Genomic DNA, 13,330 nt, shown 5'->3' on the forward strand with positions numbered 1-13,330 from the left:
GCTACCCGTCGTCGCCTTGGTGAGCCGTTACCTCACCAACTAGCTGATGGGCCGCAGGCCCATCCACCACCGCCACCTAAAAGGCAGCTTTCTTTACCAGCCATGCGGCTAGCAAAGGTATCGGGTATTACCCCCAGTTTCCCAGGGCTATCCCCGTGTGGTGGGTAGGTTGCCTACGTGTTACTCACCCGTCCGCCGCTAAGGTGGCTTCCAGCTTACGCCTTCCACCACCCCCGCTCGACTTGCATGTGTTAGGCACGCCGCCAGCGTTCGTCCTGAGCCAGGATCAAACTCTCAGGTTAAATTTAATTCTTAAAGCAAGCTCTTCGCTTACTTTAATTACACACCTTTCAGCTGAAACTCTCAGGCGTGGCACTGTTCAGTTTTCAAGGTTCATCCCTTCGGCGGAATTCTATTGTATCATCTTTGCTCCTTCTTGTCAACCTTCTTCGCTTCCTTTTTTCCGCCGACAGTTTTTTATTATACATTATATGCTCTCTGCTGTCAACTTCTTCACCAATTCTCCGTGTAACTTTGCATTCCACCGAACGCTTTTTTAATATACCACAGCGCCTTATCCATTTTCAAACTGCTCGTGTCATTTTTATTTGTCTTTATCGCGAAAAAATGTTAAGATAATCTCATTTTGCTCTTTTATACTATCGAACCGACGCTTTTATGTGATTTTTCGCAAATTCATATTCTCCATTTCAGGGCGAATTCCCTCTTTGTATTTTTGTTGATTTACCCGCAAAATACACCAAAAGCCCAATCAGCGGGGCGGCGGCCGAGACAATATAGACCGCTGAATATCCTGAATAGCTCGCCACCATCCCGAGAATCACCGCTCCCGCTCCCACCCCTATATCGAAGGCTCCCATGACGGTGCCGTTCACCGCACCCCGCCTCTCGGGCTCTATATCCTTCACCGCCATGGCAAGCAGGGTTGGCTGCAAGGCACCGTAGCCCACACCGAAAACCGCACCGCCCAGAGAAAAGGGCAGGACCGACGAAGAAACCGCCAGCACGCCGTTAGACAATATTAGTAGAACGAAGCTCCCGACGATAATATAATGCGGCCCCTTTACATCATAGTATTTCCCAACGCTCAGGCGGGCCATCACGATCCCGAGGGCATACGCCAGGAAAAAGGGGCTCATGTTTGCGATCCCCCTTTCCTCACCGCAGAGGGCTATGTAGGAAATTATACCGCTGTACGTGAAGGCCAGAAAAAACATCAAAAAGGCTATCCCTACAGCCCTCTTTTCAAAAAAAGCCGGTCTGGTACCGCCTAACCCCGAAAGCGCTTCCTCCTCCAGTTTCAGGGTACTCCCGAAAAATAGGCCCGAAACTGCAAATGTAAGTGCTGCCGCAAAAACAGGCCTGAAACCGTGAGCCGTAAGAAGGCTCAATGCTACAGCAGGAGCACCGGCCTGTGCAAGGGTCTGGAATATTCCGAAATACCCCCGTTGATCAAGCCTATAAACCTGGCATCCGCACCCAGGCTCAGAGCGTACTTGGGCAGCACCAGCATCACCATGTGGGACGCCGCCCAGAACATGAAGGTGGTTATGCATATAAGGATGAAGTTTTTTGTCCAAAGCGGCGGCTTCGAAGGCTTTTCTAAAAAGCTTTGCTGCATTTTATGCACCTCGAACGGTTTCTTTTTCTTAATTTTTAACTACTTCGCCATATTTTCTCTTTTTCCTTTTTCGGCTGCATTATTGTCTATTAAAAAAATTGTCCCTGCCGGGCTTCGATTCATTCCGGCAGGGATTCCTAAAGAAAGCATATAAATCGTGCCTCTCTACACGGGTTGCAAGCTTTACCTGGCTTCCCGGCTACACCCACTTTCGGTAGCTCGCCCGGGTAAAAGCGTTAACTTTCGCCCCCGCTTGCTCAATAACTCTACTCCCTCGGCAGCCAGGAATTTCATTGTGTTTCCCTGCTAATCCGAGTGAACATTCCTCGTATGTATGAGTTTTTCATTCATTCTGTAATAAAAAATGAAAAACCCCCTCAGCAATTGAGGGGGTTTTTCATTTCATTTTAGTTAACCTTAATTACTGCCGCTTTGTCAGCATTATCGAGGTATACTGTGACGTTTGTTCCCTTTGCCAGGTCGCCTACTCCACCAAGTTTAGCTTTGCCTTCCGCGTCAACAGTTATGACGGTCACACCATCGGCGAAAAGATAGGGTTTGATGTTGTTGTTGTTGTCCTTAATCTTAAAGCCTCCAGCGCTTATTTCTTCTACGGTTCCAGTGACAGTGGATGATACCGATACCGGAGGAGCGCTTACAACTATTCCGTTTTTGTCAAGCTGGAGTTTTACTACGCTGTTTGCGTTTATTGTATCGGTAAATCCGACCTTTGTAGTATAAGTCTTCTTCATGCCTTTGGCAAAGGCGGTGATTTCGTAAGAGGTTCCGTCGGAGGTCTTAATGGTAGCGACTTTGCTTACATAGGCGTATTCGGTAGTTTCAGGAGTCGGCTGTGCCAGAGAAGCTTCGCTTATTACTAGAGCTTTTAGGACATTGTAGCCATCGGCTTCAAATGCCACTACATCAATCGGGGTCTTATTTAAATCAGCTAATTTGACGACTTTGTAGTCATTGTTGTATACATTAAATATTACCGTGGACTCAGTGAGGTAGTATTTTGTATTGCTAATTGTTATAAACTTATTATCTTTATCATAAGTAGTATCCATATATTGTATTGTATTAGTCGATCCTACACCTTTAATCTCGCTCAGTTTGCCATCAGCATCTCCTTTATACGTCACCAAATATTTATTTGTCTCGTATACGCCATCAGCCACAGTTGCTACATCATATACTGCATCAAAAGTCTTTTTCTCTCCAGCAGCAGTAAAGAGCTGGACTTTACCACCGCTTATTTGTCCGAATACTTCAGCAGCTAATACAATGCCGTATTTCTCTTCCGCGGCTGCTTTACCAATGAAGTATACGATCTTACCCTCTTTATTTAGCACAAAGGTACCTTCATCATCTACTTTTACGGTTACGCCAGATACTTCATAATCTTTGCCATTAATGGTAGCAATCGTTTTATCGCCTGTTACTACTTTCGTGACCTTGCCTTCTACTTTATCCCTTACTACCAGAATAGTAACTTTCGAACCATCTGCGCTCTTTGCATAGTAAATTACGTCATTCTTCTTGATATCAGTTAATTTGTTGACAGCACCCTTCACTATAACAGTTTTTACGGGATCGCCCGCTATCCTGAGGGCACTGTTGCCATTAATAAATTTGTCGCCATCTTTTACATCTTTGTTAACAACGATACCTTGATACTCAAAAGCATCCTCGATCACTGCAAAGTCGTATTCACCTTTCTTTTCGTTGGCAATCAAAGTAACTTTAGCACCATTGTATACAACAACACCGGGAGCATTAAGCTTGGTCTTTACGCCGTTGTAAACTACAGGAATATCTGCACTCTTAGTAGCAACTACATTACCATCGGCATCGTATACTTTGTTAGCTACTTTGCTTTCACTTTCATTCTTCGCAGTAAAGGTCTTGACTTCGGCTGATAGGACACTGTCTACAGCTACAATCTGGTCGTCCTTTACATAGACCTTTACTTTCCTGCCCAGGTAACCATCAAGAGCAATAGCAGTCTTCATGGTAGTACCGTCGTCTTTGATCATTACGGTACCTTCTTCGACGTCTTTGTCAACCGACGAAGTAGCAAGTACCTGGATGGTCTCCGTAGCGGCAAGTCTGCTGATCAGCTTTGCGTATACCGGCTGAGTCCCTTCATACCCTACAGGGTCTTTCATATTGGTATTGAGGGTGTTCATCAGGAGCAGAGCCACGTCGCCCCTGTTAGCTCCAGTAAGAGCAACAGTTACGCCTTTTGTAACCCCCAGCATCACAGCCTTAGAGATGTAATTGGTGGGCCATGTACCGGGCAGGTCGGTATCCTTATAGCCCAGAGCCCTTACCAGCATAGTTACAGCTTCGGGATAAGACACTACTGCTTCGGGTTTAAATGTACCATCGGGATAACCTTTGATTACCCCGAGATTTGCTGCAATGTTTATGTAACCTGTCGCCCAGTGATTTGTGGTCACATCTTTAAATGGTGTTGTGCCTGCCACTAATTTAGCCGCATCTTCAAGTCCGAGGGAAACCACTAGGAGTTTGGCCATTTCGGCCCTGGTTACCACTCTCTCAGGTTTGTAGGTGCCATCGGGATACCCATTGACGACGCCGAGCCTCATGAGAGTTTCAACGGCTTTCTCATACTTCGTTCCCTTGATATCTTGCGGAACAGAAGCGAAAGCCATCGGCATTAGTCCCAGCACCAGCGTAAAGACTACTACCAAAGCTAGTGCTTTTTTGAATCGCTTCATACCCAAATCCTCCTTATTTTATTTTTTATCTATTATTAAACAAAGCTTTTAATCTCTTTGTATCCCCCCTCTCGGTATTTAAAAAGGCTTTTTCCTTTTATCATAGATAATCACACGCAATACCATCTTGAAATGATATTGCGTGCAATTCACATATTTTGCAAGCACCCAAAAAATTTATCCTGAAATAATGAGCCTTTTTTCCGTCATCGGATTTGAGTATGAGCCAAGGCTCATTATTCGGTTTTCAAAGTTCAAATTCTATCGTTTATTATAGCATCCGACTGGTAGAGCGTCAATATAATTGGGAAAATTGTAATATAAATGTAAAAATCGGGTAACATTTCTACCTCAAACAAGCTTTACCGGTAGATATATATATTCTATAAATCCCGGTAAATTCCTTCCTCCGACAAAAATTTTTACCAAAAAATCACTTGTCTTCTCCGTCGAAGAACTCCCTGGCCTTTTCGGCCATCTGCTTTAAGGATTCCATGACCCTGCTGTGGAATTCCTCTGGAGCTAATCCCGTCATTACCTCTATGACATCGTCTATGGTTTCGGCGGTGTAGATGTGGAATTTCCCTTCCTTTACTGCTTCCACCACTTCCTTCTTCAGCATGAGGTTATCTATATTCCTCGAAGGTATCACCACTCCCTGGCTGCCGGTAAGGCCCTTTATCCTGCAGGCGTGGTAAAAGCCCTCAACTTTTTCCGTGACTCCCCCCACGGGCTGCACGTTGCCGTGCTGGTCGAGTGAACCGGTTACGGCAAGGTCCTGGCGCACCGGTATCCCGGATATGCTGGAAAGAAGGGCTAAAAGTTCGGCGCAGGTGGCGCTGTCTCCTTCCACACCGCCGTAGTTTTGCTCGAAGGTGATGCTGGCCGTGACCGAAAGGGGGATTTCCCTCGAATACTTTTCCCCGAGATACCCGGAAAGTATCATTACAGCCTTGTCGTGGATTTTTCCGGATAGCTTCGCCTCCCGCTCTATGTTTATCACTCCGGCGTCACCGAGGAAGGTCCTGGCGGTGATGCGCGAGGGCTGGCCGAAGACGTGGTCGCCTATGTCTATGACCGAAAGACCGTTTACCTGGCCCACCTTCTTGCCTTCCGTATCTATTATTATCTCGCCCCGCTCTATCATGGAAAGCAGTTTTTCTTCTATCATGTTCGACCGGTAGACCTTCTCGTCTATCGCCTTTTCCACGTGCTTTGCCGCAACCTTTTCAGCCCCCTCCATGGCCGCCCAGGCGCCAGCCTCGTATATTATTTCGGCGATTTCGTTAAAGCGGGTGGAAAGCTTTTTTCTGTCGCCGGCGAGGCGGGAGCTGAAGTCTATAACCCTTGCCACCGCCGAAGGCTCGAAGGGAAGCAGATTTTCCTCCCGGCAGATGTTGCATATAAACGAGGCGTAACTCTTCATGTTCTCCTCGTTCCTGTCCATTTCCACGTCGAAGTCGACTTTTATCTTGAAGAGCTTTCTGAAGTCCTCGTCGTATTCGTTTAAAAGGTAGTATATGAACGGCGTCCCTATGATTATGACCTTTACGTCAAGGGGTATGGGCTCCGGCTTCAGAGTGACCGTCGGCACGGTGCGGTACTGTTCTCCGATGTTTTCCACCCTGGCCTCGCCGTTTTTGAGGGTGCGCTTTAACGTATCCCAGGCAAAGGGGTCCCTGAAGAGGTCCTCGGCCTGCAGCACGAGATAACCTCCCCGGGCCCGGTGGATGGCACCGCTTTTTATCAGGGTAAAGTCAGTAACTACCGTGCCGAAGAAGGCCCTGCCCTCTATTTTGCCGAACAGGTTATAATATGTAGGGTTTGTCTCGAATACTACCGGTGCGCCTTCGGTGGCCCTGTTGTCCACAAATAGGTTTACCCTGTAGCGCACGAAAAAGTCTTCCTTCGGGGCGGCATGGCCGGAAAGCGCGGCAATTTCCTGGATTTCAGCCTTCGAGGCATCGCCCTGCCTTATTACCGAAAGGTTTTTTATGATGTCATCCTTTACGGCTTTCAGATAAGCTATTATATTTTCAAACTCAGCGTATTTGGAAATTATTTCCTCAAAGTACGGGTCTACGGCAGCGAGAGCCGTCTTTTTTTCGAGTTCCGAAAGCTCCTCTCTGAGCTTCCTGTCGAGAGACCTCATCTTCCTCATCGTCTCGTCAATCCTGTTTTGCACGGCGCGGCTTTTCTCTTCCAGGGTTTTTCTTTCTTCCTCCGTCAGCGCGTCGTATTCTTCCTGGCTCATGGGCTTTCCGTCTTTTAATGGAATCGTTATGAAGCCCTGGGGTGTGCGCTGGATGGAAAGGCCTTCGTCCTTAGCGATTTTTTCCAGCTTATCAAAAAGCTCCACTGACATCTTCTGGTACTTCTCCACCAGCTCCTGCCGCTGGTTTTCGAACTTTTCGTCGTCGAATGCCCGGGCGATTTCTCGTCGCACTTCCTCTATAAGCTTTTCCATGTCCTTTGCGAATTCCGAGCCCTTGCCGGCGGGCAGGAATATCGCCCTGGGCTTTTCGGGCTTTAAAAAGTTGTAGACATAGAGTATATCGTCAGGGACCGGTTTTTCCTTCGCGATTCTCGAGACCGCGCTCCTTGTATATGTAGTTTTCCCCGTCCCTTTTGGCCCCACCACGAATATGTTGTATCCTTTCTTTTCTATCCGAAGCCCAAATTCCATAGCCCTGACGGCCCTTTCCTGGCCGATTATGCCGGAAAGGGGCTCCAACTCTTCCGTGGAAAGAAAATTGAAAATCGACGGGTCGCAGGTTTCGCAAAGCTCATTTGCCGAAAGTTCCTTGAGCACGGGTATCCCTCGCTTTCCATTAAAATTTATCGGACCTCAAGCATTTATAATTATAATATAAACTTTTGGGAGATTTTGTTCAATGTATTAAATATAAAAGGCTGGGGGTTTTGCACTCCAGCCTTATCATTTGCTCTCTTTATGCCTTAGGGCGGCTTTCACGAAATCCCGGAACAGGGGGTGGGGCCTGTTGGGCCGGGATTTGAATTCCGGGTGAAACTGCACCCCCACAAACCACGGATGGTCCTTTATTTCGATTATCTCCACAAGCCGCCCGTCGGGCGAATGACCAGCTATCACCATTCCGAATTTTTCGAGGATATCCCTGTACTCGTTGTTGAATTCGTAGCGGTGGCGGTGGCGTTCGTCTATCATTTCTTCGCCGTAGGCTTCCCTAGCCTTGGTGCCGGGCACGAGGCGGCACGGGTACCGGCCAAGTCGCATAGTCCCGCCCTTATCCTTTACGTTCTTTTGCTCCGGCAAAAGGTCAATGACGGGATAGGGTGTAGACGGTTTGAATTCGGTGCTGTGAGCTCCTTCAAGGCCGCAGACGTTGCGGGCAAATTCTATCACTGCGCACTGCATCCCGAGGCAGATTCCAAAGAAAGGAATCTTTTTCTCCCGGGCGTATTTTATCGCCTTTATCTTGCCTTCTATGCCCCGGTCCCCGAAGCCTCCTGGCACGAGAATGCCGTCTACATCCGATAATGCCTCTTCGATTTTTACCCCGTCAGATTCAAGCTCCTCGGAATGCACCCACTTTATGTCTACGCGGGCGTCGTTGGCAATGCCTCCGTGGCACAGGGCTTCAGCCACGCTCAAGTACGCATCGTGGAGTTCCACGTACTTGCCGACCAGGGCTATATTGACCTTCTTTGAAGGATTTTTGACCTTCTCCACCATGGCCTCCCATTCCGAAAGATCCGCCTTCCTGCCGTCGAAGCCGAGTTTTTTCGCCACCACTTCGTCGAGGCCTTCCTTTTTCAAAACGAGCGGCACTTCGTAGATGCTCTTCACATCGTAGTTTTGGATCACCGCCTCGGGCTCCACGTTGCAAAAGAGGGCTATCTTTTCCTTCAGCTCCCGGGGCAGGCGCTTTTCGGTGCGGCAGACTATTATGTCGGGCTGTATGCCTATGCTCCGAAGTTCCTTCACACTGTGCTGTGTGGGTTTGGTCTTGAGTTCCCCGGCACTTCCGAGGTAGGGAACTAATGTGACGTGGATGTAAAGCACGTTGTCCTTCCCTACGTCGACCTTGAGCTGCCTTATCGCCTCTAAAAAAGGAAGGCTTTCGATATCGCCTACCGTGCCTCCTATCTCGGTGATGACCACATCAGGGGAAGACTGGCGGGCAATCCGGGTAATCCGTTCCTTAATCTCGTTGGTGATGTGCGGTATCACCTGCACCGTTGCCCCCAGGTAGTCCCCCCGCCTTTCCTTAGTTATTACAGACCAGTAAATCTGGCCGGTCGTAACGTTGCTGTCTCGCGTGAGGTTGACATCTATAAAGCGCTCGTAGTGGCCCAAGTCTAAGTCGGTCTCTGCTCCATCCTCGGTCACAAAGACTTCACCGTGCTGGTACGGGCTCATGGTCCCCGGGTCCACGTTTATATACGGGTCAAACTTCTGCATGAAAACCGAAAGTCCTCGGCTCTTCAAAAGCCTTCCCAGCGATGCTGCAGTGATACCCTTGCCCAGCGAAGAAACGACTCCTCCCGTTATGAATATGAACTTGGTCCTCATCATGAGTCCTCCTTGAGGAAATTCCGTACATAAAAAAGGCCATACATTTTATTCTAGGCATTTTAAAAGACAATTGTCAATATCTCTTTCGCAAATAAAAAGCAGCGGTGAGGGTATCGCCACTGCTTTTGACCTCCTATTCGTATTTCAGTACGACAATTCTCCTTCCTTCTTGCTTTAAGTCTTCCGCAGTTATTTCCAGAGTGTTGCTTTCCAGAAACTCCCCGCCGCCCACCTTTTCCAAAAATTTTTCTACGGGGTCTATGGGCATGCTTACCGCCGGCGTCTTGAAATGCATGGGTATTACCACTTTGGGCATCAGCTGCTCCAGAACCGCAACGGCCCCTTCGGCGTCCAGCGTGAACGTCCCGCCTACCGGCAAAAGGAGCACATCGACCTTTCCTATTTCCTCCTCCTGATGCTTGGTGAGGAGATGCCCCAAATCTCCCACGTGGCAAATCCTTATGCCGTCCATTTCGAAGACGAAAATTATGTTGGGACCTCTCTTTGCCCCTTTGGCCTCATCGTGGTAAGAAGAGATGCCTTTTATGCTGACCCCGCAGGTGTTGTATTCTCCCGGAGCCTTGATGATGGTGGGGTCCCCCTGCACGGCCTCCACGTAGTTGTGGTCGTAATGGTCGTGGCTTACGGTCACCACATCGGCTTCCACCTTGGGTATCTTGTAACCCACGCTTCCGTCGAAAGGATCGGTCACTATTTTCGTCCCTATTTGAGATTCGAGAAGGAAGCACGCATGGCCGAACCATCGAATCTTCACATTAAAACCTCCCTTTCTTTCAAGGCTTGGATAAACCTTGAGTAAAGCATGCCGATCTATGTCTTTTCCCGTTTTTCTCGATGCATAAAAGTTAAAAACCTCAATACTTTATTATATATTCTTTGGAAAAACACAAAATTCCTGCTCGACTCTTTTATTTTAACCATTTCCTTTTCAGTTAATTCCTGGTAAAATCATTCGCCCTTGAGCTTCCTCAATTTGTACTGCAGGGTCTGTCGCGGGATGCCAAGCATTTTGGCCGCTTTGGTGATGTTGCCCTCAGATTCCTCAATGGCCTTTTTAATCAGCTCGGATTCCACCTTTTCCAGTGCTTCGTTTAAATTGAGCCGGTCATAGGAAGCTATGGTGCCTTTCTTCGGGGAAAAATGGGCCTTGAGCTGTACTGGAAGGTGGGCGGGTCTTATTTCGTCCCCTTCCATCACGACTAGTGCGCCTTCTATGGCATGCTCGAGTTCCCTTACATTGCCGGGCCAGGGATATTCCATGAAAATGTCCATCACTTCCTGCGAAATTTTTACTTCTTTCCCGGCCGAGAATTTTTTTATGAAGTGGTCCACCAGAAGGGGTATGTCCTCCCGGCGCTCCCTGAGGGGCGGAATCCTAAAAGTCACCACGTTTATCCTGTAAAAAAGGTCCTCTCTCAGTTTTTTCCTTTCCACCGCCTCCACCGGGTCTTCGCTGCAGGCGGCGATTACCCTTACGTCCACTAACCGCTCTTTCGTATCACCCGCGCGCCTTATTATCCCGTCCTGCAGCACCCTGAGCAGTTTTGCCTGAAGCTCAGGGGGCATGGCGTCTATTTCGTCCAAAAACAGCGTCCCGCCATGGGCCAGCTCGAAAAGGCCGGGGCGGTCTTCCGCACCAGCAAAGCTTCCCCTCACCGTGCCGAACAGCACGTTTTCCAGCAACGTGCCGGGAAGCGCTGCGCAGTCCTGCGGTATAAAGGGTCCGTTTTTCCTGGGGCTTTCGTTGTGGATCGCCTGCACGAAAAGTTCCTTACCCGTTCCGGTCTCTCCCCATACCAGCACGGGTATGGAGCTTTTCGCGACCTTTACGGCCAGCTTTTTCAATTCGGCGATAGCCCTGCTTTCCCCCACTATGTCGTCAAGGGTGTACCCGAAAAAGCCTTTTTTGACAGCTCCAACCGACGGCCGGCCGTAAAGAAGAGCTTCTAGGTCCGCTATGCGTTCGTACATGGACTTTACCGAAGTCACGTCCCTTGAAATTTCCATGGCGCCTACGACCCTGCCATCCACTTTAACCGGCAGGGTGCTGTTTATGGTGGTTATCTTCTTCCCCTTGTAATTGGTGAAGGTCTGCAGTTTTTCGTAAATCGGCTCTCCCGTCTTCAGGACCTTGTATATCGTGCTTTCCTCTTCGGTGAGCGAAGGAAAAACTTCCAGAAGAGGCCTGCCTACCACCTCCGAAGGTGAAAGGCCTTCTATCTCGGAAGCGGCTTTATTATAATAGAGCGTGACCCCCCGGTGGTCCACTATGTGGACCCCTTCTTCCACGTGGGAAAGCAAAAGTTCAAACTGCGCTTTCAGGATTTCATCGGTCTCCCTGTCGGTCATCGGGATTCCGCCTTTCAAACCCGACTTATCTTTCGGAATTAGAAATTACATCCGCTCGGGGGCTGAAATTCCCAGGATTTTAAAGGCGTTTTTCAAGACCTGCTGCACGGCTTTTACCAGCATCAGCCGGGCTTTAGTGAGGGCCTCGTCGCCGGTCAGCACGCGGCAGACGTTGTAAAAAGAGTGAAATGCCGAGGCAAGTTCAAGCGTATAATTGGCAATGCGGTACGGCGAAAGGGTGGTGGCGGCAACCCTTATGGTTTCCGGAAAGTCCGCAAGTTTTTTTACAAGCTCGATTTCGGTCTCGTGGGTGAGCATCGAAAGAAGCCTCTCCATTTCGGAAGGCGCAAGGTCGTCCTTCTCGGGCACCTTTACATTCTGCTGTGCCGCCTGCCTTAAGATGCTGGCAATTCGGGCGTGGGCATACTGCACGTAATACACCGGGTTTTCCTCCGACTGCTTCACCGCCAGGTCCAGGTCAAAGTCCAGGTGCGTGTCGGCCCCCCTCAGGTTGAAGAAGAACCTCGCGGCGTCTTTCCCCACCTCTTCAACCAGGTCCGCCAGCGTCACCGCCCGGCCCGTGCGCTTGGACATGCGGGCAATCTCGCCGTTCCTGTAAAGGCGGACGAGCTGCATTATGATTATGGTGAGCTTATCCGGGTCGTATCCCAGCGCCGCCAGTGCCCCTTTCATACGCGGCACGTGGCCGTGGTGATCGGCCCCCCAGATGTCTATGACCCACACAAAGCCCCTGTCGAATTTGTCCTTGTGGTAGGCTATATCGGCGGCAAAATAGGTCGGCATGCCGTTTTGCCTTATCAAAACTTCATCTTTCGGAACGCCGAACTCCGTCGCCTTGAACCAAAGAGCTCCATCCTTTTCGTAGGTGTATCCCCGCTCGGTCAAGAGCTTTATTACCTCGTCCACTTTCCCGCTCTCGTGCAGGCTCCTTTCGGAAAACCACACATCGAAGCGAACCCCGAAGTTTTCCAGGTCCCTCTTCATTCTCTCAATGTTCTTCTTCAATGCGTACTCTACAAAATAGGCCCTCCTTTCGGCGGGGTCCACCGAAAGGAAGCGGTCGCCCTCCTTTTCGATGAGCTCCCGCATGTGGTCTTTTATATCCTCGCCATGATACCCCCCTTCAGGAATCTGGCTTTCATAGCCTAAAAGCTCCAAATACCTCGCTTCCAGGGAAAGGCCGAAATTTTCTATCTGGTTTCCGGCGTCGTTTATGTAAAACTCCCTAGTGACGTCGTATCCTGCCATTTCCAGCACCGATGCGAGGGCATCTCCCAGGGCTGCCCCCCGGGCATTCCCCATGTGCATCGGCCCGGTGGGGTTGGCGCTGACGAATTCCACCTGAACCTTCTTTCCCTTTCCGATGTCCAGGCGGCCGTAATTTTCTTTTTCCTCAAGGATTATCCGGATTACGCCGTTGGCCCACGTGGGCTCAAGGTGAAAATTTATAAAACCCGGCCCGGCCACCTCCACTTTTTCCACGCCGGAACCGGCGATTTCCATCCTGTCCGTTATTATCTTCGCAATTTCCCTCGGAGGCATTTGGGCCTCCCTTGCCGCCAGCATCGCTACATTCACTGCAAAGTCTCCATGCTCTTTTGCCTGAGGCACCTCTACAGTAAATTCGGGGATTCGGGAAAGGTTTACGGCCCCTTCTTCGATGGCCTTTCTCAGTGCGTCTATCGTAATATCTCTTATCTTTTCCTTTATCGCTGCCTTAACATCTTTCATAAAAAATCCTCCCAAAATTGTCAGAATAGTTATCTGCCTTCTCGATACTACTATTATATATTTTTGCTTAAGTTTATGCAATAAAAAGAACCCCCTCGCTATTCATAATATGCAGCAAGGGGGGGATTTATCGCCTTTTTTCATACACTCATTTCCCTGCTGTAGTCCTACCAACAGTTGCCTTATTTTTTAATCAATGCTATACTTAAAGTATGAAACATGAACTGGAGGAACATTACCCTTTACGCAAAGCTGCAGAGA

8 protein-coding genes and 1 rRNA gene are annotated in these 13,330 nt (G+C 49.1%); all 9 read right to left on the reverse strand.

Going from position 1 to position 13,330, the window contains the following annotated elements; genetic code table 11:
• Positions 1-302: ribosomal RNA gene (locus tag AN618_RS11495) — 16S ribosomal RNA — on the reverse strand; the annotation flags it as partial.
• A gap of 408 nt (positions 303-710) precedes the next feature.
• Positions 711-1,412 carry an MFS transporter gene (locus tag AN618_RS11500; RefSeq protein WP_066355285.1) on the reverse strand — a complete coding sequence of 234 codons (702 nt, stop codon included), beginning with the start codon at positions 1,410-1,412 and terminating at the stop codon, positions 711-713.
• Between the two features lie 2 nt (positions 1,413-1,414).
• Entirely contained in the window at positions 1,415-1,642 is a 228-nt protein-coding gene (locus tag AN618_RS13355) for a hypothetical protein (RefSeq protein WP_066355293.1), read from the reverse strand.
• A gap of 407 nt (positions 1,643-2,049) precedes the next feature.
• Positions 2,050-4,389, reverse strand: coding sequence for an S-layer homology domain-containing protein (locus AN618_RS11510; protein ID WP_066355295.1), 2,340 nt, complete (start codon positions 4,387-4,389; stop codon positions 2,050-2,052).
• Positions 4,390-4,822: 433 nt separating this feature from the next.
• Positions 4,823-7,201: a Lon protease family protein gene (locus AN618_RS11515; RefSeq protein WP_066355296.1), complete on the reverse strand. Its 2,379-nt coding sequence runs from the start codon at positions 7,199-7,201 to the stop codon at positions 4,823-4,825.
• Positions 7,202-7,327: 126 nt separating this feature from the next.
• Complete coding sequence (locus AN618_RS11520; RefSeq protein ID WP_066355301.1) at positions 7,328-8,944, reverse strand: CTP synthase; 1,617 nt, start codon at positions 8,942-8,944, stop codon at positions 7,328-7,330.
• Between the two features lie 136 nt (positions 8,945-9,080).
• Positions 9,081-9,722, reverse strand: coding sequence for an MBL fold metallo-hydrolase (locus AN618_RS11525; protein ID WP_066355304.1), 642 nt, complete (start codon positions 9,720-9,722; stop codon positions 9,081-9,083).
• A gap of 194 nt (positions 9,723-9,916) precedes the next feature.
• Positions 9,917-11,317, reverse strand: a complete 1,401-nt coding sequence (locus AN618_RS11530) for a sigma-54 interaction domain-containing protein (protein ID WP_187694933.1) — start codon at positions 11,315-11,317, stop codon at positions 9,917-9,919.
• A 45-nt stretch (positions 11,318-11,362) separates the two neighbouring features.
• Positions 11,363-13,069: an arginine--tRNA ligase gene (gene argS / locus AN618_RS11535; protein WP_066355315.1), complete on the reverse strand. Its 1,707-nt coding sequence runs from the start codon at positions 13,067-13,069 to the stop codon at positions 11,363-11,365.
• Between the last annotated feature and the right edge of the window lie 261 nt (positions 13,070-13,330).

Source organism: Fervidicola ferrireducens (assembly GCF_001562425.1).
GTDB lineage: Bacteria > Bacillota > Thermosediminibacteria > Thermosediminibacterales > Thermosediminibacteraceae > Fervidicola > Fervidicola ferrireducens.

Excerpts from the sequence above, each read along its gene's own strand:
- AN618_RS11530 (WP_187694933.1), bottom strand. The coding sequence starts at position 11,317 with ATGACCGACAGGGAGACCGATGAAATCCTGAAAGCGCAGTTTGAACTT.
- AN618_RS11510 (WP_066355295.1), bottom strand. The coding sequence starts at position 4,389 with ATGAAGCGATTCAAAAAAGCACTAGCTTTGGTAGTAGTCTTTACGCTG.
- AN618_RS13355 (WP_066355293.1), bottom strand. The coding sequence starts at position 1,642 with ATGCAGCAAAGCTTTTTAGAAAAGCCTTCGAAGCCGCCGCTTTGGACA.
- argS (WP_066355315.1), bottom strand. The coding sequence starts at position 13,069 with ATGAAAGATGTTAAGGCAGCGATAAAGGAAAAGATAAGAGATATTACG.
- AN618_RS11520 (WP_066355301.1), bottom strand. The coding sequence starts at position 8,944 with ATGAGGACCAAGTTCATATTCATAACGGGAGGAGTCGTTTCTTCGCTG.